Source organism: Bacillus amyloliquefaciens DSM 7 = ATCC 23350 (assembly GCF_000196735.1).
GTDB classification, from domain to species: Bacteria; Bacillota; Bacilli; order Bacillales; family Bacillaceae; genus Bacillus; species Bacillus amyloliquefaciens.
Genome location: NC_014551.1, coordinates 3,578,199 through 3,602,093 on the forward strand (window position 1 = coordinate 3,578,199; position 23,895 = coordinate 3,602,093).

Genomic DNA, 23,895 nt, shown 5'->3' on the forward strand with positions numbered 1-23,895 from the left:
CCCTTCTATCGATTTCCTCCGGCAAGTTGACGTTCCATGCGCTCAAGCTTTCCGCTCACGCTTCCGTCATAAATCCGGTTTCCAATGCGGACTTTAATGCCGCCTATTAAATCCGTCTGCACTTCATTTCTGATTCTGAGCGAAGCGATTCCGGCTTTTTTTGCAAATACTTGAGATAATGATAACATTTCCGCCTCTGACAGCGGTTTTACTGAATAAACAACCGCATCCTCTGTCTGACGGGCCTGGTTTGCAAGTTTAATAAACTCGTCTGTGAGATCAGGCACAATCGAAGACCGGCGGCGGTCAATCAGAAGAAAAATCGTATGCAGCACAGACTCAGACAGTGCGCCGAATGATTGCTGAATCAGCTCTTTTTTCTTAGCAGCCGATACCTTCGGATGGCTTAACACTTCCTGTAATCCGGCTTCGTTTCGGAAAACTTCTTTTAGTACGGTAAGCTCTTCTTCGATTTCATTGATTTGAGAAGTCTCAACGGCAATGTCGAAAAGCGCTGACGCGTATCGTTTAGAGACAGCAGATCCACTCATCGGCTTTCTCCTACCTCTTTAAGATAGTCCTGAATCAGTTTTTCCTGGGCTTGTTCATCAAGCTCTTTTTCAATCACTTTCGATGCGATTAAGACAGAAAGTGATGCGACTTGCTCGCGAAGTGCGGAAACCGCTTGTTCTTTTTCTTTGACAATTTCGGTTCTCGCCGCTTCTTTTAATCTTTCAGACTCGGCGCGCGCAGCCTGGATAATGTCTTCCTTCTGCTTTTCACCCAGCTTTTTCGCATTTTCAATGAGTGATTGTGATTCCTGTTTCGCTTCTTTTAAAAGAACGCGCTGCTCTTCAATCAGCTTCTGCGCTTCTTTATTTCTTTCTTCAGCGGACGTAATTTCGCCGGCGATATGATCTTCACGCTGTTTCATTATATTTAATAGCGGTCCAAGAGCGAATTTCTTGAGAAGCGCTAATAAAACTAACATAGCTAACAATTGGAATAGGATATCTCCGCCGTTAAACGAAAGTCCTAATTCAAGAGGTAATTGAGACATCTACTACGGCAACTCCCTTCTGCAGGTTTTCTCTGCTGATAAAAAGCCGTTTCAAGCCGGCCTGCTTATCAGACATAAAGCAATGGCGAAGGTTCTCTTAGAGTGATCTTCGCCATTTTTAGTTCATATAAGGCTTTTTTGCTTAGCCAAAGAACGCTAAGAACGCGATAACGACAGCGATAATTGGAAGGGCCTCAACTAATGCGATACCCATGAACATAAGAGTTCTAAGTTCTTTTCCTGCTTCCGGCTGACGGGCAATTCCCTCTACCGTACGTGAAACAATCAAACCGTTACCAATACCTGCACCAAGTGCACCTAAACCGATTGCAATCGCAGCTGCTATTAAATTCATGAAAAAGTTCCTCCTTTAAAATGTTATCCGAATGGATATATGATTTTAATGATCATGACTGATTTTGTGTGACATGTACACCATCGTCAGCATCGTAAAGATAAATGCCTGGATGGTACCGATGAACAAGCTGAATGCCTGCCATGCAAGCATCGGAATAATGGCTCCGACTGTGCCGACCAAACCGAGAAAGAAACTGTTTGAGTAGAAATTCGTCGCCAGATTTGCAAGAAGGCCCAGAAGAATTTCCCCGGCGAAAATGTTACCGTAAAGACGAAGTCCGAGTGTCAGCGTATTCGCAAACTCCTCAATGATCTTCATCGGGAACATAAGCGGAACCGGTCTGAGATAATCCTTAGAATATTCCTTCAAGCCTTTCATCTTCACGCCGTAATAGTGCGTCAATGACACTACCATAACGGCCAGAGTCAGGGTAATAGCCGGATCAGCCGTCGGTGATTTCCACCAAAGCTCGTGTCCGACCGTTACAGAAAACGGCAGCCCCAGCATATTTGATACAAATATGTACATCAGCAAGGTTACACCAAGCGCCAAGAAGTTAGCCCCTGTCTTTAAATCCATTGTACTGCCTATAATATTGCGGACAAAATCAACAATCCATTCCATGAAGTTCTGGGCTTTTCCCGGACGGATGGACAGCGTTCTCGTAGTAAGAATCGCAATCAGCAGCACAATCACACTTGCCACAGTAATCATCAGAATGTTTGTCAGATTAAAAGTAAGACCAAACAAATCAATAGTTCTGTAATCGTGATTCAATGGGTTTTCACCTCTCTTCCATTGATGAACGTTTGAGCTGAATAATGGAATCTATCATAATGACGGGATAAATTGTCATTAATCCAATAATCACACTTGCCACACTGACTTTGTCGGGATATTTAAAGGCGATAGCCATCGCAAGTATCGCATTGCACCAACGCGCTGCGCTCCCGAGTGATCGTATGGACTTTCCTTTCGCCACGGCCTTGTCAAAAGCATTCATTCTTCTGGTCAAGAGCCATAGATTAAACAAACTGAAAACAGTTCCCAAAAAGAGGCCTAAAAAAACAGTTTTATACGCCGTAAGACCATATCCCAGCAAATAGATTGCTAAGATCACAAATACATATCTCCGTTGTCTGCTGAATGTAAGATTGGGATCGTCCATCAACTATCTGTCTCCTGATGAAAATGTAATATAATTCCTGGATACGGCAATACATGCGGTTAACCCTTGCAGAAGGCCTTTTTTGTCCCGCAAAAAAACGGCCTGTTCGAAAAAACCACTCATCCTCCTGGTGCGGGATGCTGTTTCATTCGCTTAGATAAATCCTCATGTAACGGGTTTTTTTGGGAGGATTTAAAATGAGGATGGATACTAGAAATGAAAGGAATGAAAACCTTCTCATAATACCCTCGTTTAGCATACAATAGCCCCTAACATGTGTCAATCTGTTTAAAGTTAAAAAACTTTTTATACCGAAAGCATACACAGAATGTTCACAAATTCACCTATAACTGTATGAACTCTCCCCATTCAGCAAAAATCTGGATAAAAAAAAGAAAACCTCTGAATGAGGTTTTCTGATTTATTTTGTTCCGTACAGTCTGTCACCCGCGTCACCGAGACCCGGAACGATATAGCCTTTTTCATTCAGTTTTTCATCAAGGGCCGCGATATAAATATCAACGTCAGAATGATGTTTCTGCAGCTCTTCCACGCCTTCGGGGGCCGCTACAAGACACATAAAACGAATGTTTCTCGCGCCGCGCTTTTTCAGGCTGTTTATCGCTTCAACCGCAGAGCCTCCCGTTGCAAGCATCGGGTCCACGACAATAAATTCACGCTCTTCTACATCAGAAGGAAGCTTGACATAGTATTCCACCGGTTTTAAGGTTTCCGGATCACGGTATAATCCGACATGTCCCACTTTAGCCGCCGGGATTAATTTCAGCATGCCGTCCACCATTCCGAGACCCGCTCTCAGGATCGGCACAATACCGAGTTTTTTCCCTGAAATCACTTTGGATGTCGCTGTTTGAACAGGTGTTTTCACTTCCACTTCTTTAAGCGGAAGATCACGTGTAATTTCAAACGCCATCAGTGATGCAACTTCGTCCACAAGGTCTCTGAAATCCTTTGTGCCTGTATCTTCATTCCGAATATATGTCAGCTTATGCTGGATTAAAGGATGATCAAATACGTAAACCTTTCCCATACTGTGTTCAGCTCCTTTTTGTTGTCCGAGTGACTTTTTCACACTTCTATTGATTCTACAGAAAAAGACAAACAGTTTCAAGAAAATCATAAAAAAACCCGCCGGATCAGGGTTCCGGCGGGTTTCTTCCTTATTAATAGTCCAGTTCTTTATATAAAGGAAACTTCTCAGTCAAGGCAGACACACGCTGTCTCGCTTCTTCAAGTTTTGCTTCGTCTTCATGATTTTTCAGCGCGAGGCCGATGATGGCGCCGACTTCTTCAAGCGCGTCACCGTCAAATCCGCGGCTTGTCACAGCTGCCGTACCGAGACGGATTCCGCTTGTGACGAACGGTTTTTCCGGATCGTAAGGGATCGCGTTTTTATTAGATGTAATGCCGATTTCATCAAGAACATGTTCAGCGACTTTTCCGGTCAGACCGAGAGAACGGAGGTCAACAAGCACAAGGTGGTTATCCGTTCCGCCTGATACGAGCTGAATGCCTTCTTTGTTCAGAGATTCAGCAAGGCGCTTCGCGTTCGAGATGACGTTTTGCGCATATGTTTTGAAATCATCTTCAAGCACTTCCCCGAAAGAAACGGCTTTTGCCGCGATAACATGCATAAGCGGTCCGCCTTGGATGCCCGGGAAAATGGATTTATCAATTTTTTTGCCGAACTCTTCACGGCAAAGGATCATTCCTCCGCGCGGTCCGCGAAGTGTTTTGTGAGTCGTTGTCGTTACAAAGTCAGCGTAAGGAACCGGGTTCGGATGAAGGCCGGCCGCGACAAGACCCGCGATATGCGCCATGTCGACCATGAAGTAAGCGCCGACTTCATCAGCGATGTCACGGAATTTTTTAAAGTCGATCGTGCGGGGGTATGCGCTCGCTCCGGCAACGATCAGTTTCGGCTTATGCGCCAGCGCTTTTTCACGCACGTCTTCATAATCTATATATTGCGTGTCTTTATCGACACCGTATTCAACAAAGTTGTATTGAACGCCGCTGAAATTAACCGGGCTTCCGTGTGTTAAGTGGCCGCCGTGGGAGAGGTTCATGCCGAGCACCGTGTCGCCGTGCTCTAGAATCGTGAAGTAAACAGCCATGTTCGCCTGAGCGCCTGAGTGCGGCTGAACGTTTACATGCTCAGCTCCGAAAATCTCTTTCGCGCGGTCGCGGGCGATGTCCTCAACGACATCAACGTGCTCACAGCCCCCGTAGTAGCGTTTGCCGGGATAGCCTTCAGCGTATTTGTTTGTTAAAACAGAGCCTTGCGCTTCCATTACCGCTTCCGTCACGAAGTTTTCAGAAGCAATTAATTCGATCTTAGTCTGTTGACGCTTACGCTCATCTCTGATGGCGTTAAACACTTGTTTATCTTGTACAGGTAAATGTTTCATCAGCGAAATCCTCTCCTATCCGTTTCCTGTTCTTTATTTTTACCACCCTTATTGTACATGGTTTTTCAGGTGAATGTAACAGCTTATTTAAAAAAATCACAATATTTAATTAGAAAACACGAACGTTATATAGGAAAAGTATTTTCATCATTCGCATTCATAAACAGCGCGAATTCCGCCGATCAGCTTCGGCCTTGTCCGGGCCATCGTCACATGCGCTTCTCCGAGCTCACGGCTTGATACCCGGACAGGGACGGCGACGGGTTTTAAATGCATACCGATGAACGTATCTCCGATGTCAATTCCGGCGTCGGCCTGAATCGATTCAGCGAGCACGGGAGATTGCATCTGCCGGTATGCATAAGAAGCCATCGCTCCGCCCGCTTTGGGGACGGGGACGGCTGAAACAATGGGAAGCCTGAACCGCTCGGCCGTTTCCGCTTCAATGACAAGCGCCCTGTTTAAATGCTCGCAGCATTGAAAAGCAAGATGCACACCCGTTTTTTCCTTGAACCGGGCAAGTCCGCCGTAAATCAATTCAGCCCAGTCCCCGCTTCCGGCGGTGCCGATCCGGCTTCCGGCGGCCTCACTCGTACTGCATCCGATCACCAGCAGACTGCCGTCCGTCAGTCCGGCCTGCTCTTGAAACTCAGTCAGCATGTCCGTCCATTTTTGCTTCATCTCTTCCATTGTCCAGCACCTCTTACAGATTTTTTTCTTCGTAATCTGCGATTTTGCCGATCCGCCGTTCGTGGCGGCCGCCCGTAAATTCAGTCGTCAGCCAGATTTTTGCGATTTCGCGCGCCAGACCCGGGCCGATAACGCGTTCTCCCATCGCAAGAACATTCGTATCATTGTGTTCTCGCGTCGCTTTTGCGCTGAAAGTGTCATGCGCAAGCGCACAGCGTATTCCTTTTACCTTGTTAGCGGAAATGCTCATGCCGATGCCTGTGCCGCAAATTAAAATTCCCCTGTCAACTTCGCCGCTCACCACTTTTTCCGCTACCGGAAAAGCGTAGTCTGAATAATCGACCGAGCCGCCGCCGCATTCACAGCCCATATCAATGTATTCAATCTGCAATTCATCTAAAAGACTTTTTATTTCTTCGCGGATATGGACGCCGCCGTGATCTGACGCAATAGCTACTTTCATTCAATTTACCTCCTAGGTGTGGCTGGGCGAAGACAGCCCAGTGTGCTTGTCCTTTTTTTACGAAATCCGTTGATTTCATTCTACTCTTTCACATTCGTTTTGCAAATGACCTGTTTGCAGATTTTCTGACAGGTTACTTGCTTTTGCCGTCAAGTAATTGATCAGCTAAAAGGGTCAGCAGCTCCTCCAGTTCGTCCCGCGTCTGTTTATAAACATCAAGCGAACCGCCGAACGGGTCAGAGATATCTCCGTTTGTCCCCGTTACGTATTCTTTAATGGTAAATACTTTGCCCTGACTGTTTTGATATCTGCTTTCGATCAGCTGTTTATGCTGTTCGGTCATCGCCAGCACCAGATCGGCCGTCTCGATATGTTCTTCCGATAAGGGAGATGAAGTGTGATTGAGAGCGATCCGTTTTTCAAACAGCGCTTCCACGGCATGTGCCGACGCTTTTCCGTGCGGAGACGCGAATACTCCGGCAGAGCTTGCGCTGACGTCCAGCCCTTTCGTTACTGCAATGGATTTAAAAAGAGCCTCAGCCATGGGACTGCGGCACGTATTGCCTGTACAAACAAAGATTATTTTCATATCCGTCACCTCTTACTGCCTATTATAAATGAAGAAAAAAGAAACGGCATCTTCGTTTCTTTTTTTACGTATCTTATATCGGTAAAAGCAGTTTCAGCCCGAATCCGATCAAAATGGCTCCGCCGAGCGCTTCGCTGTAAGAGCCGAGCCACGACTGCACCTTTCTTCCCGCCAAAAGACCCGCCCATGTTAAAACGGTGCTGAAGGCTCCGAACAGCACAACGGCCAGAATCGGATTGGAACCGTTCATTCCGAGGCTGAGCCCGACAGAAAAGCTGTCAAGACTGACACCGACCGCGAATAATAACAGTCCCGAGCCTGCCGGAGATATGAGCGGCCCGTCTGATTGTTTAAACGCGGCGATGATCATTTGCACCCCTAAAATGAAAAGAAGAGACCCGCCGATGTAAACAGCGAGCATCCCCAGAAAACCGGACAGCAGATGCCCGGCCGCCATTCCTGCCAGCGGCATCATGACATGAAACAGTCCGATGACAACCCCTATATGAAAAATCTGTTTTTTCCTCATCTGAATCATGCCCATTCCGAGCCCGACGGAAAAAGCATCCGTCCCCAAAGCAAATGCCATGATGCTTAAGGAGACAAGCTCCCCGATGAATAGATTCGACATGAAATAAAAAACCCCCTTGGACGTGCCCGCTTGTTTAGCTTATGCATGTCCGATAAGGGGTAGAACAAGTTAATGGATAACGGTGCCGCCTGCGGCTTTCATCAGCCTGTTCATAACGGCGAGCCCCACTCCGGTATCCGGAAAGGATTCAGAAATAATCATATCCACTTCCGCTTCATCAAAGCTGCGGAGCGCATCGTATAAGGCGGACGCCACTGTTTCAAGGTCGGCGCGCCGGCCGCAGACCTTAATGAAATCAGCCTGGTAACTCTCGGCATTCTCTTCTGTTGTCAGGATGCCGATTCGTTTTCCCCGGCTTTTATATTCGTCCGCCAGCTCTTGAATTCTCCGGGCGCCGCCGTCAGCAACAGCCAGCGGTGCAGAAGGCGCGTAATGTGTATATTTCATACCAGGAGAAATAGGAACCTCATCTTCTTCGGTCAGTCCTTTATCCACAAGGACCGGACCGGCGGCGGATTCAATCTGCTCTTTTGTCACACCGCCCGGGCGAAGCAGCACAGGCTGTTTCCCCGCACAGGAAAGAACGGTTGATTCTACTCCGATTCCCGTCGCGCCGCCGTCCACAATACCGGCAATGCGGCCGTTTAAATCATGTGCCACGTGCTCGGCCTTCGTCGGGCTCGGTTTTCCTGATAAATTCGCGCTCGGGGCTGCGATCGGCAGTCCGGCCGAGCTGATCAGGGCTAACGCCACCGGATGATCCGGCATTCTGACAGCTACCGTCTCAAGCCCCGCGGTGACACGGGGTGACAGCACCCCGGGCTTACACGGCAAGACAAGAGTCAGCGCCCCCGGCCAAAAAAGCTTCATGAGCTTTTTCGCCGTCTCCGGAATATGGCTGATAAAACGATCAAGCTGGCCGATGTCAGATATATGCACGATCAGCGGATTATCGCTCGGTCTTCCTTTCGCCTCATATATTTTCGTTACGGCTTCTGTATTTTCAGCATTAGCGCCAAGTCCGTAAACGGTTTCTGTCGGAAAAGCCACAACTTCATTCTGCCGGAGCAATTCCGCTGCTTGTGTAATCTGGGGATCAGTTGTGGATAATTCTGCGGAAGAATCCACAAACCATCTTCTTGTTTTCATGTATAACCAAACTCCTTATTTTAAAGCGGTAAAACTTTATTTTCTCTCGTGTATTCCTTTTGAAAGTATAAAAGATGTCCTTAAATAAAACAAGTGTTATCCACAAACTGTGGACAACACTTTTCAATAAGTGGATAACTTTGTGTATAAGTAAGGTTAGGCGGTGGTTTTCACCATTAAAAACGAACCCTCTGTGCATAACGAATTGCGGAAATGCTCGGACGTATACAGTTCATCAGGCACATCGGCGCACGTTTCAAATCCCATCACAGTCAGAAATTCAGCAGATGATGGCTGATTGGCGACTAAGTAGACATCTTGAATTTCATGTTTTTTACACAGCACATCCATACTTTGAAACAGCGTAACGATATGGCTTTGGTTCAGCCTGTCCGACATGACGAGTGAACGAAGAAGCCCTTTTCCGCCGCTGAATTTTTCGATCCCGAGACAGGCGGCAATCTTTTTTTCACTGTCCTCCAGCATGATAAACCGGCTGATCTGCTGATCGATTTCAGCATGTGCCGTATCAGCCTTTTTCAAAAAAGCCTCCAGCGCTTCCGTATCTTGATCTCTTGCCACTCTCAGCTGATAAAACATATATTTCCCTCCGTTTCGATCAACTCTTTCTTCCAATCTATGAATCGAATCCGGATTTATGCCTTTTTGCTTCAGGAAAACAGATCTGAAATCCAATCGACGAGGAAAAACTTCACTTCGGTTTTATCGTCATCCTTATTTTCTTTCTTCGCTTTATCAACCTTTGCTTTTACGTCATCCATCACTTTTTCTGTCTGTTTCTTCGTTTCTTCGTGCTTCTGCCCGCCGTCTTCCTGGTCTTTCACCGCTTCACCGTTTGAGAAATCAAGGAAGCACAGCGGCGGAAACAAGACACACCACCAGTTGGCGCCTTCACCATTGCCGAGTGTAATTAAAATCGCTTCATATTTTCCGGCCGGATAGACCATATTGCCGTAAAGCTTTGTCGGAAACGAGATTTTATTGAATTTAACTGATACGGATTGATGCGCACCCTTTTCTTTCATCGTTTGTTTGGCGATTTCTTTAATTTCAGGGAGCTTCGAACGAATGAGGCGGCGCGCTTCTTCAATGGAAGTGATATCTTTCACCCAGCCCGTGATTTCCTTGTTTACAGCATCTCTGATCTGGCGCTTGAGCTTTTGATCCTCATCGTTATCACTGTTAGCCAAAATCCTAAGCCGGATCGCTTCATCCGGTATAACAACGGGCTCATTGGCTGATGCCCGCGCCGTTTCTTCTTTTGTCAAACCCGCAAGCGCTCCTGATAATAAAAGAAAAATATATATGCAAATCATCATTGTCTGTTTCATCGGTCCCCACCGTTCCTCTCCGTGCTTTTTTGTCTAGTCTCATTATGGACATGACGGAAAAGGTTTAAACCGGCGGAAAGAAAAAAATCTAGCAAGCTGATAATCTGCATTGACAGACTCAGAATATGGTACGATATTATTTTGATAGGAGGGTTTTCAGATGAAATATAATTACACCGTGCTGCTGTCGGCGGCATGTATGTCTGTCATTTATTCAATTTTGTATGTTCATCAATTCATTATTGCGGCTTTCATTTCGATGGCGTTTTATTTTTTGTTTCCTTATTTAATTTTCGCGCTGCCGCTTCAATACTTTCTGAATAAAAAGCCGAAGAGATTTCACCCGGTGTATTTTCTTTATTATTTAGGGGCTTCATTTGTCGCAAACGGGCTCATCTTCGGCCTTTTGCAGCCGTCAGGCCAATCTTTGTTTTCTAATTCAGCCTTTTATATCTTTGCGGTTTTAACAGCCATCGTCTATTGGGTGTGGGATTCCGTATTGCTGCAAAGACAAAGCCCGGCTACAGAAGCGTAATCAGCAGACAGACGGCTGAAGGCAGAGCGGCGCAAAAGAAAACGGCGGCCATCTTCAAACGGGCGTGCCGTCCTTCTTTTGTTTCAGAATGATAGTTGGCCCGCTGCTCCGCTCCGCTTACGGCCAGCCCGGAAACAATGATCGCTGTGATGATAAGAACGGCCGTAACGGCACCGAATATGACATCAAAGTCAAACGGCAGAACAAATCCTGCCGCATAAGCTGCGGCGGCCAGTATACATCCGAAGGCAAATGCTTTTTTCAAGGCGGATCCCCTTTCATTTTCTTTCCATTGTAACAAAAGCCCGCCGTGTGCGTCACCGGCAGGCTTTTTTCATGATTTGATAACCGCCGAAACGGTTCTGTCTTTTCCGTTGATGTCCTTTACGACTTCCACTTCCGCATTCGGAAAGGAATGACGGAACAGGTCTTCCACGGCTTTTCCCTGATTATATCCGATTTCAAAGACGACAAGCGCCTTATCCTTCATGACAAGAGGCAGATCCTCCATAAACCGCTTGTAGAATTTCAAACCGTCACCGCCGTCCGTAAGGGCATGAAGCGGCTCATGGAAACGGACGATATCCGATAAATCAGCCATCTCTTCTTCAGAAATATACGGCGGATTGGAAACAATAATGTCTGCTTTTTTTCCTGACGAAATAAAAGGAGTTAACAGGTCTCCCTGCAAAAAGCGCACGTCCGCTCCGAGGTTTTGCGCATTTCTTTCCGCCACTTGAAGCGCTTCTTTTGAAATATCCGAAGCCGCTACTGAAAAATGTCCGCATTCAAGCGCAAGCGTCACCGCAATGGCTCCGCTCCCCGTACCGATATCAATGACGTTCAGGCGTTCTCCCTCGGAAAACACCCGCTTCTGTTTGTCCAGCAGATGAAAGACGACTTCTTCCGTTTCCGGACGCGGAATGAGAACATCGAAATTCACAAAAAATTCCCTGCCGTAAAACTGTTCTTTCCCGATAATATATTGAATCGGAACGCCTTCTTTATGCATTTCCACATGCCGCCTGAATCGGTAAAGCTCGTCCTCGCCGACTGGCTCCTGCAGATTTGCGAGAAGCTTGCTCCGATCCATTCCGGTGTCATTTAACAGCAGCAGCTCGGCCGCGTTTTTTTCTCTTCCCGCTTCAGTTAAATAAGAAGAAGCCCAGCTTAGGGCTTCAAAAATGGTCTTCATCTTAATTTTCCGCCTGCTGGAGCTTGCTTGACTGGTCTTCTACGATTAGCGCTTCAACCACTTCATCAAGCTTGCCTTCCAGGATTTGATCCAGCTTTTGAATCGTCAGGCCGATGCGGTGATCCGTCACACGGTTTTGCGGGAAATTGTATGTGCGGATACGTTCGGAACGGTCGCCTGAGCCGACGGCTGATTTACGGTTTTGATCGTATTCAGCCTGAGCTTCCTGCTGGAATTTATCATAGACTCTGGCGCGGAGCACCTTCATCGCTTTTTCTTTGTTTTTAATCTGAGACTTTTCGTCCTGGCAGGATACGACGACACCTGTCGGTAAATGCGTCAGGCGCACGGCTGACATTGTCGTGTTTACGCTTTGTCCGCCCGGTCCGCTTGATGCGAATGTATCAACGCGGATATCTTTTTCGTGGATGTCCACTTCTACTTCTTCCGCTTCAGGAAGACACGCCACCGTCGCCGTAGACGTATGAATGCGGCCGCCTGATTCCGTTTCAGGCACACGCTGCACGCGGTGCGCTCCATTTTCATATTTCAGCTTGGAGTACGCGCCTTTTCCCGTAATCATAAAGATGATTTCCTTGTAACCGCCCGTTCCGGTCACGCTTGCTTCCATGACTTCGGTCTTCCAGCCTTGGACTTCGGCATAACGGGAGTACATTCTGTAGAGATTTCCCGCAAACAGCGCGGCTTCTTCTCCGCCCGCTGCGCCGCGGATCTCCATGATGACGTTTTTGTCATCGTTCGGGTCTTTCGGGATGAGGAGCACTTTCAAACGCTCTGATAAGGTTTCAGTCTCTCTCTGCAATTCGGAGATTTCTTCCTTCACCATTTCTCTCATATCGGCATCAAGCTTATCCTCAAGCATCGCTTTCGCATCGGTAAGCTGTTCTGATGCGTCTCTGTATTGTCTATAGACTTCAACGGTTTCTTGTATATCAGATTGCTCTTTCGAATATTCTCTAAGCTTTTTCGGATCGTTGACCACTTCCGGATCACTTAAAAGCTCATTTAATTTTTCGTATCGTTGTTCAATTGACTGTAAACGGTCTAACACGGTCTTCACCTCTGTTTTCCTGTGCGTAACATTCTCATTATAGTATAGGGTTTATCGCCAGTCAAAAGCAATTCGCCTCTGTTATACTGAATCAAAAAAGGAGGAGCGGATATGCTGAAATCCATCCACCATATAGCAATCATATGCTCTGATTATGAAAAGTCGAAAGCTTTTTACACCGAGATACTCGGTTTCGGCATTATGAAAGAAACATACCGAAAGGAGCGCGGGTCTTATAAACTCGATCTGGCGCTGGACGGCGCGTATGTGATTGAATTGTTTTCCTTCCCCGATCCGCCCGAACGGCCGACCCGCCCTGAAGCCGCCGGTCTCCGGCATCTTGCCTTCACTGTAAACGATCTTGAAGCAGCAGTCCGGGAATTAAAGGAAAAAGGCATCGAAACAGAACCGATCAGAACCGATCCGCTGACGGGGAAACGCTTTACCTTTTCCTTCGATCCCGACAAGCTTCCGCTTGAATTGTATGAAGCGTAACGTTTTTTGAAGAAATGCCGCTTTCTTTGGCGAATTCCTTCTTGTTTTGTCTAATGTGAAGGGAACGCCGCCTCATGGTCGAATACCTAGCAAAAAAGGAGGTATGTGATCATGAATACAAACATGGCCGCGAAAGAACTCGGCGTCTCCGCAAAAACGGTGCAAAGGTGGGTCAAGCAGCTGAATCTTCCGGCTGAACGGAACGAGCTCGGACATTATTCTTTTACGTCTGAGGATCTTGATGTGCTGAAATCGGTCAAGCAGCAAATTTCTGAAGGCACTGCTCTTCTGGACGTTCAAGTGCCCCGGCAGCCGAAAAAACGGACGGGCTTTATTTTGCAGCGCTCGAAAATCAATGGCGGCACCGAACAAAGGCTGGCGGAGCTGGAGCGCAAACTGGATGTTCTCACGAAAGAGAAACAGGACGGGAACCATCTGCTTTCAAGAATAGAAGAGCTGGAACGCCAGCTGAAACAAAAAGCGGATGAAGGGGTCTCATATCAGCTTCTTCAGCACAGGCGGGAAATCGACGACCTCAATGCCGAATTGCAGACATTGGCCTCCCGCATCCAGGAACTTGCCCAGACAGCTCCCCTCTCAGAAACAGCCGCTTCTTCAGAACATAAGAAATCCAGAAAAAAAACCAGATTTTCACCTTTTAAATTTCAATTCTAATCAAAAAAGCTCCCTGAAACAGGGAGCTTTTTATTATGCGGTCAGCGCAATGATGATCGGCAGTGAGATCAAAGATAAAATCGCACTGATTACGAACGCAGACGCAGTTTCTTCCTCTTGTTTTTCGAAACGTGTGGCAATCATCGCCGCTACCGCAGATCCAGGGAATGCAACAAGCAATACCGCTTTTGTGATCTGGTCAGCCGGAAGTCCGACTGCAAGAGCGATCAGGTACATCAGTGCAGGCTGAACGGCAACTTTTAACAAAGCGATACCGAAAGCCGGCAGACTGAGCTTAATGTTGCGGATACCGACAGTTACACCGACGGCGAAGAGCGCAACACCTGATGTTGTGCTGCCGAGCTGTTCAAGCATTTTGTCGCCCAGCTCAGGAAGACTTACACCGAAAAGCACAAGAATGATACTGATAAGCGGTGCAGCCGCAAGCGGTTCGGAAAGACCGTGAAGAATAGACTTACCAGTCATTTTCCAGAAGCTTTCATTTTCATTGTCCTGTTTCTTAGATGACTCACCGACAGTAGCGATAATGATCGCAAGCGGATCAAGCATGGCGTTAACCACGATACCCGTAACGGCGATAGGAATCGCTACTTCGTTTGCGCCGAACAAGCTTCCGAGTACAGGAATACCCATAAACGCAAATGTCGGCTGTGCTGAGTTTAAAGAAAAGACAGATGAATTCGTTAAATCATACTTAAAGATAAATTTGCATACCAGCAAAATGACGATATAGAATCCGACGATCCCGATGATCAAAGCGATCATCAAAGGAATCTGTGTTAAAAACGCACTTCTTGAAGTGGTTAAAATGCTGGCGATAAAATGCGCCGGAAGCGCGTACTTCGTAACTAAGGTGCTTACCCCTTTTGCTGACTTCGCGTCATAACTTCCGAAGCGACCTGCGAACCAACCCAGCACGATCACGAAAAAGATCGGTGCCAGGAGGATTAAAATATCTAAGAAGCTCAAAATGTTCTCCTCCAAATCCTTAATGTCCGTATACTTTAGCCTTTAGATAAAAGCTTTCCCTCGGACTGTTAATTAATCGTACAAATTATTTAGCTACAACTTGTTTATATTGCGGTTTCCACATTGCATCAAGAACGGCTTGTTCCACATTTTCAGGAATGCGGTTTGCCACGCCTTCTTTAATTGCAGTTTCCGCTACGGCGATCGCAACTTTAATTGAAACTTCTTGTAAGTCGCTCATGCTCGGCAGAAGGCCTGCACCCGGTGTTTCAAAATCAACGCTTTCTGCGATTGCGTCAGCAGTTGCCGCAAACATTGCAGGAGTAATCACTTTCGCTTCTACAACGATTGAACCAAGACCAAGTCCAGGGAACGCGAATGCGTTGTTAGATTGTCCGATTTCATGAGAAACGCCATTGTACTCGACATTGTCAAACGGGCTTCCTGTCGCCACAAGCACTTTACCGTCAGTCCATTTGAAAAGATCGCTAGGAACGGCTTCAGCAAGCGGTGTCGGGTTAGACATCGGCATGATGACCGGACGCTCAACGTGTTTAGCCATTTCTTTCACGATTTCTTCACTGAATGCGCCGCTTTGGCCTGATGTACCGATTAAGATAGTCGGTTTCGCTTGACGGATGACTTCAATGAAAGGAATTTGTCCATTTTCATCGCGTTTCCAATCTTTAATTTCTTCAGCTGTACGCAGGTACGGCTGTTGGAAATCAAGAATGTTTTCCATGCCTTCAATCAGCAAGCCTCTGTAGTCCATTGTGTAGAACGCTTTGTTGGCTTCTTCTTCAGAAAGACCGGCAAGCACCATAGTGTCGCGGATTTGGTCAGCGATTCCGATTCCGGCAGATCCCGCACCGAAGACAACCACACGCTGATCTTTAATAGACGCGCCTGTTTTCTTCATAGCCGCAAGAACACCTGCAAGCGTAATCGCACCAGTTCCTTGAATGTCATCGTTGAATGTAAGAATTTCGTGATTGTATTTCTTCATGATATTGCGCGCGTTTTTGTTTCCAAGGTCTTCCCAGTGAAGAAGAGCTTTAGGGAAATATTTAAGCGCAGCTTTTACATAAGCGTCAATGAAAGCTTCGTAACGTTCGCCTTGGATACGTTCATGGCGGTTACCGATGTATAAAGGATCGTTCAGAAGTTTCTCGTTGTTTGTACCGACGTCAAGAACAACAGGAATAACACGGCTTGGGTCAATACCGGCAGCAGCTGTGTATACGGCTAATTTACCGATGGCGATGTTGATACCGCCTACGCCCCAGTCACCGATTCCGAGGATGCTTTCTGAATCTGTCGCAACGATCAGATCAATATCGCCCGCAGTGGCATGAAGATTTTCAAATGCTTCTTCAATTCCTTCCACATTGTCGATAGAAAGGTAAATTCCTTGAGGTCTTCTGTACTCATGGCTGTATTCTTGAATCGCTTCACCGACAGTCGGTGTGTAAACAACCGGCAGCATTTCACGAAGATGGTTTTGAAGCAATTTAAAGAAAAGAACTTCGTTACGGTTTTGCAAATCGTTCAAATACACGTTTTGGCGAAGGCGGTCCGGCTGAGCCTGAAACTGCTCGTATGCGCGTTTTGCCTGCTCATCAAGAGACAGAATTGTCGGAGGAAGCAGCCCGTCTAATCCAAGGCTTTTTCTTTCCTCTGCTGAAAACGCAACACCTTTATTTAAAGTAGGGATAGATAGAACTTCTTTTCCTCTTAAAGTAGTTTCTAAGTTGCCTTCCTTCGTTACTTTAATATTATTCAAGAAAATCTCCTTCTTTCTTCAAATAGTTAACAAAGTTAAGTAATTACCCGTTTTGGCTAGTGCGATCGCGATCTGCTATATCTTTTTTTGACAATTATTCGAACAATGTCTCATAACTATTTACATTACTTAGTCATTTTATGCCTGTAAAAATGAAAATTCAAGAGATGAAAATTACTTAATTTTTTCATACTCTTTTTTAAATTATTTAACTACAATTTTTGAAAAAACGATAAAAAAACACCGGATTTTTTTCCGATGTTTTCATGAAAAGGGTTATTTATCAGTCTGTTTTTTCAGGACTTCGTGATGATGTCTGCATCTCGCTTCGTATGACTCCGACGCGCCGACTAAAATGACCGGATCATCATAGGAAGCGGGCTTCCCGTCAATTAAACGCTGCGTACGGCTTGCCGGTGACCCGCAGACAGAGCAGACCGCCTGCAGTTTCGTTACCGATTCGGCAACCGCCATCAGGTCCGGCACAACGCCGAACGGCTCTCCCCGGAAATCCATATCAAGTCCGGCCGCGATGACACGATAGCCTTTATCAGCAAGCATGGATAAATCATCAATGATTGATTCGCCGAAAAACTGCACTTCATCTACCGCGATGACGTCCGTGCTTTCACTGATATGATCCCATATTTCAGCCGAGGACGAGATGACGTGGCTTGTCATGGATGTGCCATTGTGAGAAACGACGGCTTCCTCACTGTAGCGATTATCAATGGCAGGTTTGAACACCTTGACTTCCTGCTTCGCATATGTCGCCCTTTTCACTCTGCGGATCAGCTCTTCTGACTTTCCAGAGAACATGCTGCCGCATATCAGCTCAAGCCATCCGCTTTGCTTCATTATGTACATAGGCTATCCGCTCCCCTTTTTTCCTGTTTATAGACATAAAAAACAGGCAAGAAGCAATTCTTGCCTGCCTGTAAAATCTATTATTACTTAAGACCGTATTTTTTGTTAAAGCGATCAACACGACCATCAGCAGAAGCGAATTTTTGACGTCCAGTGTAGAATGGGTGGCATTCAGAGCAAATCTCAACGCGTACCTCTTCTTTTACTGAGCCTGTTTCAAATTCATTTCCGCAAGCGCATTTAACTGTTGCTTTTTTGAAATTAGGATGAATTCCTGCTTTCATTGTATCCATCTCCTTCCGCCCTGAATCCCGTGTGGAAACAGAGTTATTATTCCGGATTGAATCCGGAACGCATATGAGAGAATTATATCAGTCATTTACTGCATTTGCAAATACATTTTTTATCAGCGGCGGGCTGATGATGAAAGGTTTGCCTGCTTCCATTCTTGGTTGATCAGATCGAAGAATTCCTGATTCGTTTTCGTTTTTTTCATTTTTCTCATAAACTTCTCTGCGAAGTCCGGAGAATCAGACATCGATTTGCGGATCGCCCATAAACGGTCAAGATGCTCTTTCGGCACGAGCAGTTCTTCCTTCCGTGTGCCTGAGCGGCGGATATCGATCGCCGGGAAAATCCGTCTTTCCGCAAGAGAACGGTCAAGGTGAAGCTCCATGTTGCCCGTTCCTTTAAATTCTTCATAGATGACGTCATCCATCCGGGAGCCCGTGTCTACGAGCGCCGTCGCCAAAATGGTCAGGCTGCCGCCCTCTTCAATGTTTCTCGCGGCTCCGAAAAAGCGCTTCGGACGATGGAATGCAGCCGGGTCAATACCGCCGGAAAGCGTACGTCCGCTAGGCGGGATGACAAGGTTGTAGGCACGCGCCAAACGGGTAATGCTGTCCATCAGGATGATAACGTCTTTTTTGTGTTCAACGAGACGCATCGCCCGTTCCAGCACAAGCTCAGCTACCTTGATGTGATTTTCCGGCACTTCATCGAACGTCGAGCTGACGACATCGCCCGCTACGGAACGTTCAATATCCGTTACTTCTTCCGGTCTTTCGTCAATTAAGAGAACGATCAATTCAGCGTCAGGCTGATTTGTCGTAATGCTGTTAGCGATTTCTTTTAACAGCATAGTTTTACCGGCTTTCGGCGGCGCTACGATCAGACCGCGCTGGCCGAATCCGACGGGAGCCATCATATCGAGAATTCGTGTTGAGAGATAATTCGGTTTCGTCTCGAGCACCATTTGGCGATCCGGGTAAAGCGGAGTCAGCGCAGGAAAATGGACGCGCTCTTTCGCAGATTCCGGATCATCACCATTTACCGCTTCAACGTGCAAAAGTCCGTAATAGCGTTCGTTTTCTTTCGGCGGGCGCACCTTGCCGGATACTTTGTCACCGTTTCTTAAATCAAAGCGGCGGATCTGGGAAGCAGAAATGTAGATGTCTTCTGAGCTTGGCGAGTAATTAATCGGTCTGAGGAAGCCGAATCCTTCCGATTGGATGATTTCGAGCACGCCTTCCATAAACAGAAGATCCTCCTGCTCGGCGTTGGCTTTCAGTATCGCAAAGATTAATTCTTTTTTGGTCAGTTTGCTGTAGTAGGAGATTTTATAATGTCTTGCCAGTTCGTATAGTTCTTTTAATTTCATATTTTCCAAAGAGGAAATAGATACGTCTTTCATAAAAACACCACGCTTTTCATAGTCAATGTATTGCTGTTTTCATTCAAAATCGGCTGCTTTGCATGATTCCGCCAAAGCACATTCTTTTATAAAACGTTCAGGAACTTCTATCGGTAACACTTCCACCCATGATCGGCGCTTTTTTTAAAAAAGGAATGTCTTAATGAGTTTTGAAGGAAGCGAGGACAAAAACTTGAGAAGATCAATATTTATATCGTCTGTATGCGGTAGAATTTGAAAATTTCCCAGTACTCAAAAGAAGGAATTACACAGAAAAATCGCAGCACTCTTTATTTTTACCTCATTTTAAAAAATTATTCAACTTAAATAATGCTTTGACATATAAATGATAGGGTTGACTCTTTTTTGCAAAAGAAAAGCGGGACTTCCCGTCCCGCTTTTCTCTATTTATGGCCGGATGACAAGATTTGGTTTCTTCTTCAGGCTGTGCCTTCCGTCAACGAATCGGACCGTTCCTGATTTCGCCCGGATGACCAGACTTTCGGTCGTGCCGACGGAGCCTTTGAACTGAACGCCTTTCAAAAGCTCTCCGTCCGTTACGCCCGTTGCGGCAAAAATGGCGTCGTCACCTCTCACAAGGTCCTCCAAACGGAGCACTTTGGACACATCAAGGCCCATCCGCTCACAGCGGGCTTGCTCTTCTGCACTTTGCGGACGAAGCCTGCCGATGATTTCTCCGCCGAGCGCTTTTAACGCAACGGCAGACAGCACGCCTTCAGGAGCCCCGCCTGAACCGAAAAGAATGTCTACGCCCGTATGGTCAAAGGCCGTATTGATGGCGCCCGCGACATCACCGTCATTGATCAGTTTGATCCTGGCGCCCGCCTCACGCAATTCAGAGATGATTCTTTCATGTCTGTCACGATTTAAAATGGTCGCCACGACATCTTCAATGTCTTTGTTTTTCGCTTTCGCAACAGCTTTTAAGTTATCAATGACAGGAGCTTCGATATCGATGTAGCCTACCGCTTCAGGTCCGACCGCGATTTTTTCCATATACATATCAGGAGCATTCAGCAGTGTTCCATGATCAGCGACCGCGATCACCGTCAGTGCATTCCAGCCGCCGCTGGCTACGATGTTTGTGCCTTCAAGAGGATCGACGGCGACATCGACGCGGGGGCCGTATCCGTTTCCGAGCTTTTCGCCGATGTAAAGCATCGGCGCTTCGTCCATCTCGCCTTCCCCGATCACGACCGTGCCTTTCATCGGCACCGTGTCAAACACGTCACGCATTGCGCTTGTCGCCGCATCATCGGCTTCATCCTTTTTCCCGCGGCCCATCCATCTGGCAGATGCTAAAGCCGCCGCTTCAGTAACTCGAACCAATTCCATTGATAAGCTTCTTTCCATTTCAACACGATCTCCTCTCAAAAGTCCGCATTTCTATGAATTTTGCAGCTGTTCTATTTCTTCGTCCGTCAGCCCTTGCCGCCAGATTGTGGCGCCCAGACCTTCGAGTTTTTTCTCAAGATTGCTGTAGCCGCGGTCCAAATGCTCAAGACCGGTAATTTCGGTTACGCCGTCAGCCATCAGCCCTGCTACGACCAGACAAGCGCCCGCCCGCAGATCGCTCGCCTTTACTTTTGCGCCCTGAAGCTCGGCCGGACCGGTGATAATAGCCGATCTGCCTTCCACTTTCATGTTGGCGCCCATCCGTCTCAGTTCATCAATATGTTTAAATCTGGCCGAGTAGATGGTATCAGTCACGACGCTCGTGCCGCTCGCTCTCGTTAACAGAGATGTCATCGGCTGCTGAAGGTCAGTCGGGAATCCCGGGTAAACAAGCGTTTTCACGTCGACCGGTTTTATCTGCTTCTGCCCGCCGAGCATGAGCAGCTGATCATCACTCGTCTCAATGTGAAAACCCATTTCCCTGAGCTTTGCCGTTAAAGACTCCAGGTGAGTCGGTATGACATTATCAATAATGACTTCTTTCCCCATCGCGGCGCCGGCGATCATAAAGGTGCCCGCCTCAATTCTGTCCGGGATGATGGTATGCCTGCATCCGTGCAGCTCTTTCACGCCATCGATTCTGATCACATTGGTTCCGGCGCCTTTTATCTTTGCGCCCATGCTGGTGAGCAATGTGGCAACATCAATAATCTCAGGTTCCTTGGCGGCGTTTTCTATCACGGTTTTTCCTTCAGCCAGTACAGCGGCAAGCATGATATTGATCGTCGCTCCCACGCTGACGACATCTAAATAAATCCGTGCGCCTCTCAGCCTTTCGGCGCGCAGATAAATCGCGCCTTGTTCATTGGTGACTTCTGCCCCAAGCGCCTCAAACCCTTTTATGTGCTGGTCTATCGGCCGCGGCCCGAGATGGCATCCGCCCGGCAGTCCGATGACCGCCTGCTTGAAACGCCCGAGCATCGCACCCATTAAATAATAGGAAGCCCGGAGTTTTTTCACTTTGCCGTTAGGAAGCGGCATGCTGATCATCGGTGAAGGATCAACGACCATTTCTCCTTTTTCAAAATGGACGTTTCCGCCGATTTCTTTCAGCAGGTCACGCAGCGTTTCAATATCTGAGATCTCCGGAAGCCCTTCAATCGTTACTTCGGAATTTGCCAGAATGGTTGCGGGTATCAATGCGACGGCGCTGTTTTTCGCGCCGCTGATATGTACGGTTCCGTTCAACGGGTCGCCGCCGGCAATATTCAACTTTTCCATGATAGTCTCCTTCCATAAGAAGATAGCTGCGGAGCGTAAATAAAATGGCATTTTATTCTGTCTCTGCAAATAAAGCTCTTGTCCAAAATGTAGCCAATTCGAAGAGAAAGAATACAAGGACATTATAAAATAACAGGAAGAAAATAGCGAAGCTTTGCGGGGCATTTTTAACATAGGATGCACAGAGACCCGCCGGGTTTACATTCCGGGGAACTTTGATATTGAAGGCCCGCCGTCAAACAGGAAAACATAAGGGTGCGGCAAACGGATGCAACCGGTTTGCCGCCCTTTTCGCCCTTATTTATTCCAGTCTGCCAAGAATTGCTCGATGCCTTTATCCGTTAACGGGTGCTTTGTCAGCTGGTGAATAACTTTCAGCGGCATCGTACCGATATGGGCACCGCGTAAAGCGGCTTCAGTCACGTGCTGCGCATGACGGATGGAAGCTGCGATGATTTGTGTATCAATGTCATGAAGGTCAAAAATCTGTCTTATTTCTGAAATCAGTTCAAGACCGTTATGACCGATATCATCCAGACGGCCTAAGAACGGAGAAACATAAGTCGCTCCGGCTCTGGCGGCCAAAAGCGCCTGGTTGGCGCTGAAGATGAGCGTCACGTTTGTTTTAATGTTCAGGTCGCTCAGCGCTTTTACGGCTTTTAATCCTTCAGACGTCATCGGAATTTTTACCGTGATATTCGGCGCGATTTTCGCAAGTTCTTTACCTTCTTCAATCATTTCTTCAGCGTTCAGGGAAATGACTTCCGCGCTTACAGATCCTTTCACGACTTCCGTAATCTCACGCAGTCTGTCATGGAAAGACACGTCAGCTTCTTTTGCCACTAAACTAGGGTTTGTCGTAACTCCGGCAAGAACGCCAAGTTCATAAGCTTCTTTAATCTCGTCAATGTTTGCTGTATCAATGAAAAATAACATAAGGAAAGCCTCCCCAGTAATAAATTTTCAGAACTGTAAAACATGATTGCGCTTTCTAAAGGTAAGACATAAAACCGCCTGTCAAAGCTGTCAGGCGGTTATGGGTGTTACATTTGGATTAAGCTTGGTTTGAAGAACCGAACTCACGCATTTTGCCGATAACCGTTTCTTTGATCGCTTCACGAGCAGGTCCAAGATATTTACGAGGATCGTATTCGTTCGGCTTAGCTGCCAATGTTTCGCGGACAGCTTTTGCAGAAGAAATTTGGTTCTCAGTGTTTACGTTGATTTTAGCCGTACCAAGTGAGATTGATTTTTTAATGTCGGCAGTCGGAATTCCTGTACCGCCATGAAGTACTAACGGAAGGCCGGTTGTTTTGCCGATGTCTTCCATTTCTTTGAAACCAAGGTTCGGTTCGCCTTTGTAAGGACCGTGAACAGAACCCAATGCAGGTGCAAGGCAGTCGATGCCAGTGCGCTCTACAAGTTCTTGACACTCTTTAGGGTCAGCATAGATTACGCCTTCAGCGATAACGTCATCTTCCTGTCCGCCGACAGTTCCGAGCTCAGCTTCAACTGAAACGCCGTGGAAATGAGCAAGCTCAACCACTTTAGCTGTAGTTGCTACGTTTTCCTCAAACGGATGGTGAGATGCGTCGATCATTACAGAAGTGAAACCCGCATGAATCGCTTTCGCACAAGATTCAAAGCTTGAACCGTGGTCTAAGTGAATGGCAACAGGTACTGTCACTTTGTATTCTTCCATAAGAGCTTTAACCATGGCAACCACTGTTTTGAAGCCGCCCATGTAGCGTCCCGCGCCTTCTGAAACACCAAGAATAACCGGGGATTTTTCCTCTTGTGCTGCTTGTAAAATAGCTTGAGTGAACTCAAGGTTATTTAAGTTAAATTGTCCAACAGCATATCCTTTTTCTTTAGCTGTATTCAACATTTCCGTCATTGAAACTAAAGGCATGTCGAAAGTCCTCCTTATGTAGCCTGATTTGCTTCTTCTCGAAAAAAGCTTTCCACCCTATAGCATGACCATAAAAACCTGTCATATGTAAAACAACAGATCGCTTTTTCTCCATCTCTAGGATACCA

The 23,895-nt window shown here is 46.8% G+C and carries 29 protein-coding genes and 1 pseudogene; 3 read left to right on the forward strand and 27 right to left on the reverse strand.

Translation table 11 applies throughout. The annotated features are described in order from the left end of the window. Window positions 1–5: 5 nt before the first annotated feature. The 14 genes from BAMF_RS38430 to spoIIR form a co-directional block, all read right to left on the reverse strand. Entirely contained in the window at window positions 6–551 is a 546-nt protein-coding gene (locus tag BAMF_RS38430; protein WP_003151169.1) for a F0F1 ATP synthase subunit delta, read from the reverse strand. Further along, window positions 548–1,060, reverse strand: a complete 513-nt coding sequence (atpF, locus tag BAMF_RS38435; RefSeq protein WP_013353909.1) for a F0F1 ATP synthase subunit B — start codon at window positions 1,058–1,060, stop codon at window positions 548–550. The genes BAMF_RS38430 and atpF overlap by 4 nt, the downstream gene beginning before the upstream one ends. A gap of 142 nt (window positions 1,061–1,202) precedes the next feature. Further along, window positions 1,203–1,415, reverse strand: a complete 213-nt coding sequence (atpE, locus tag BAMF_RS38440) for a F0F1 ATP synthase subunit C (protein ID WP_003151167.1) — start codon at window positions 1,413–1,415, stop codon at window positions 1,203–1,205. 45 nt (window positions 1,416–1,460) lie between these two features. Beyond that, window positions 1,461–2,195 carry a F0F1 ATP synthase subunit A gene (gene atpB / locus BAMF_RS38445; RefSeq protein ID WP_003151158.1) on the reverse strand — a complete coding sequence of 245 codons (735 nt, stop codon included), beginning with the start codon at window positions 2,193–2,195 and terminating at the stop codon, window positions 1,461–1,463. A 7-nt stretch (window positions 2,196–2,202) separates the two neighbouring features. Continuing rightward, window positions 2,203–2,586, reverse strand: a complete 384-nt coding sequence (gene atpI, locus BAMF_RS38450) for an ATP synthase subunit I (protein ID WP_013353910.1) — start codon at window positions 2,584–2,586, stop codon at window positions 2,203–2,205. Between the two features lie 421 nt (window positions 2,587–3,007). Beyond that, a complete protein-coding gene (gene upp, locus BAMF_RS38455; RefSeq protein WP_014471148.1) occupies window positions 3,008–3,637 on the reverse strand; it encodes a uracil phosphoribosyltransferase in 630 nt (209 codons plus the stop codon). A gap of 133 nt (window positions 3,638–3,770) precedes the next feature. Further along, window positions 3,771–5,018: a serine hydroxymethyltransferase gene (gene glyA, locus BAMF_RS38460; RefSeq protein ID WP_013353912.1), complete on the reverse strand. Its 1,248-nt coding sequence runs from the start codon at window positions 5,016–5,018 to the stop codon at window positions 3,771–3,773. A 147-nt stretch (window positions 5,019–5,165) separates the two neighbouring features. Next, complete coding sequence (locus BAMF_RS38465; RefSeq protein ID WP_013353913.1) at window positions 5,166–5,708, reverse strand: TIGR01440 family protein; 543 nt, start codon at window positions 5,706–5,708, stop codon at window positions 5,166–5,168. A gap of 13 nt (window positions 5,709–5,721) precedes the next feature. After that, a complete protein-coding gene (gene rpiB / locus BAMF_RS38470; protein WP_013353914.1) occupies window positions 5,722–6,171 on the reverse strand; it encodes a ribose 5-phosphate isomerase B in 450 nt (149 codons plus the stop codon). A 133-nt stretch (window positions 6,172–6,304) separates the two neighbouring features. Next, window positions 6,305–6,760, reverse strand: a complete 456-nt coding sequence (locus tag BAMF_RS38475) for a low molecular weight protein arginine phosphatase (protein ID WP_013353915.1) — start codon at window positions 6,758–6,760, stop codon at window positions 6,305–6,307. A 73-nt stretch (window positions 6,761–6,833) separates the two neighbouring features. Next, window positions 6,834–7,391, reverse strand: a complete 558-nt coding sequence (locus BAMF_RS38480) for a manganese efflux pump MntP (RefSeq protein WP_013353916.1) — start codon at window positions 7,389–7,391, stop codon at window positions 6,834–6,836. A gap of 69 nt (window positions 7,392–7,460) precedes the next feature. Beyond that, window positions 7,461–8,501, reverse strand: coding sequence for an L-threonylcarbamoyladenylate synthase (locus tag BAMF_RS38485; protein WP_013353917.1), 1,041 nt, complete (start codon window positions 8,499–8,501; stop codon window positions 7,461–7,463). 156 nt (window positions 8,502–8,657) lie between these two features. Beyond that, window positions 8,658–9,101 (reverse strand): GNAT family N-acetyltransferase, encoded by a 444-nt coding sequence (locus tag BAMF_RS38490; RefSeq protein ID WP_013353918.1) that lies wholly within the window; start codon window positions 9,099–9,101, stop codon window positions 8,658–8,660. A gap of 71 nt (window positions 9,102–9,172) precedes the next feature. Continuing rightward, window positions 9,173–9,853, reverse strand: a complete 681-nt coding sequence (gene spoIIR, locus BAMF_RS38495; RefSeq protein WP_013353919.1) for a stage II sporulation protein R — start codon at window positions 9,851–9,853, stop codon at window positions 9,173–9,175. 160 nt (window positions 9,854–10,013) lie between these two features. Here spoIIR and BAMF_RS38500 point away from each other — a divergent pair, with 160 nt between their 5' ends. Beyond that, the gene (locus tag BAMF_RS38500) at window positions 10,014–10,388 is read left to right on the forward strand and encodes a UPF0715 family protein (RefSeq protein ID WP_013353920.1); all 375 of its coding nucleotides are present in this window, start codon (window positions 10,014–10,016) and stop codon (window positions 10,386–10,388) included. On the opposite strand, the gene BAMF_RS38505 is transcribed toward BAMF_RS38500, so the two are convergent. The 3 genes from BAMF_RS38505 to prfA form a co-directional block, all read right to left on the reverse strand. Further along, entirely contained in the window at window positions 10,375–10,653 is a 279-nt protein-coding gene (locus BAMF_RS38505; protein ID WP_013353921.1) for a DUF5316 family protein, read from the reverse strand. The genes BAMF_RS38500 and BAMF_RS38505 overlap by 14 nt on opposite strands. A gap of 69 nt (window positions 10,654–10,722) precedes the next feature. Beyond that, on the reverse strand, window positions 10,723–11,583 hold the full coding sequence (gene prmC, locus BAMF_RS38510; RefSeq protein WP_013353922.1) for a peptide chain release factor N(5)-glutamine methyltransferase: 861 nt from the start codon (window positions 11,581–11,583) through the stop codon (window positions 10,723–10,725). 1 nt (window position 11,584) lies between these two features. Further along, a complete protein-coding gene (prfA, locus tag BAMF_RS38515) occupies window positions 11,585–12,655 on the reverse strand; it encodes a peptide chain release factor 1 (RefSeq protein WP_013353923.1) in 1,071 nt (356 codons plus the stop codon). Between the two features lie 111 nt (window positions 12,656–12,766). On the opposite strand from prfA, the gene gloA2 reads away from it, so the two are divergent. Both gloA2 and racA read left to right on the forward strand, forming a co-directional pair. Next, window positions 12,767–13,150, forward strand: a complete 384-nt coding sequence (gene gloA2 / locus BAMF_RS38520) for an SMU1112c/YaeR family gloxylase I-like metalloprotein (RefSeq protein WP_013353924.1) — start codon at window positions 12,767–12,769, stop codon at window positions 13,148–13,150. Window positions 13,151–13,261: 111 nt separating this feature from the next. Beyond that, window positions 13,262–13,825: a chromosome-anchoring protein RacA gene (gene racA / locus BAMF_RS38525; protein ID WP_013353925.1), complete on the forward strand. Its 564-nt coding sequence runs from the start codon at window positions 13,262–13,264 to the stop codon at window positions 13,823–13,825. Between the two features lie 33 nt (window positions 13,826–13,858). Here the strand turns inward: racA and BAMF_RS38530 are convergent, their stop codons facing one another. The 10 genes and pseudogenes from BAMF_RS38530 to BAMF_RS38570 all read right to left on the reverse strand — a co-directional run bounded on the left by BAMF_RS38530 (window position 13,859) and on the right by BAMF_RS38570 (window position 23,767). Further along, window positions 13,859–14,815, reverse strand: coding sequence for an AEC family transporter (locus BAMF_RS38530; protein WP_013353926.1), 957 nt, complete (start codon window positions 14,813–14,815; stop codon window positions 13,859–13,861). Between the two features lie 85 nt (window positions 14,816–14,900). After that, window positions 14,901–16,598 carry an oxaloacetate-decarboxylating malate dehydrogenase gene (malS, locus tag BAMF_RS38535; RefSeq protein ID WP_013353927.1) on the reverse strand — a complete coding sequence of 566 codons (1,698 nt, stop codon included), beginning with the start codon at window positions 16,596–16,598 and terminating at the stop codon, window positions 14,901–14,903. A 276-nt stretch (window positions 16,599–16,874) separates the two neighbouring features. After that, window positions 16,875–17,465, reverse strand: a complete 591-nt coding sequence (locus tag BAMF_RS38540; RefSeq protein WP_013353928.1) for a thymidine kinase — start codon at window positions 17,463–17,465, stop codon at window positions 16,875–16,877. A gap of 83 nt (window positions 17,466–17,548) precedes the next feature. Continuing rightward, window positions 17,549–17,749, reverse strand: a complete 201-nt coding sequence (gene rpmE / locus BAMF_RS38545; protein ID WP_003151132.1) for a 50S ribosomal protein L31 — start codon at window positions 17,747–17,749, stop codon at window positions 17,549–17,551. A 122-nt stretch (window positions 17,750–17,871) separates the two neighbouring features. After that, window positions 17,872–19,158 (reverse strand): transcription termination factor Rho, encoded by a 1,287-nt coding sequence (gene rho, locus BAMF_RS38550; RefSeq protein ID WP_003151107.1) that lies wholly within the window; start codon window positions 19,156–19,158, stop codon window positions 17,872–17,874. A 39-nt stretch (window positions 19,159–19,197) separates the two neighbouring features. Further along, window positions 19,198–19,365: pseudogene (locus tag BAMF_RS42305) on the reverse strand (hypothetical protein). Between the two features lie 201 nt (window positions 19,366–19,566). Beyond that, complete coding sequence (gene glpX, locus BAMF_RS38555; protein ID WP_013353929.1) at window positions 19,567–20,532, reverse strand: class II fructose-bisphosphatase; 966 nt, start codon at window positions 20,530–20,532, stop codon at window positions 19,567–19,569. 33 nt (window positions 20,533–20,565) lie between these two features. Then, complete coding sequence (locus tag BAMF_RS38560) at window positions 20,566–21,855, reverse strand: UDP-N-acetylglucosamine 1-carboxyvinyltransferase (protein ID WP_013353930.1); 1,290 nt, start codon at window positions 21,853–21,855, stop codon at window positions 20,566–20,568. Window positions 21,856–22,152: 297 nt separating this feature from the next. Further along, entirely contained in the window at window positions 22,153–22,791 is a 639-nt protein-coding gene (gene fsa, locus BAMF_RS38565) for a fructose-6-phosphate aldolase (RefSeq protein ID WP_013353931.1), read from the reverse strand. A gap of 118 nt (window positions 22,792–22,909) precedes the next feature. Further along, on the reverse strand, window positions 22,910–23,767 hold the full coding sequence (locus BAMF_RS38570) for a class II fructose-bisphosphate aldolase (RefSeq protein WP_013353932.1): 858 nt from the start codon (window positions 23,765–23,767) through the stop codon (window positions 22,910–22,912). Window positions 23,768–23,895: the final 128 nt, after the last annotated feature.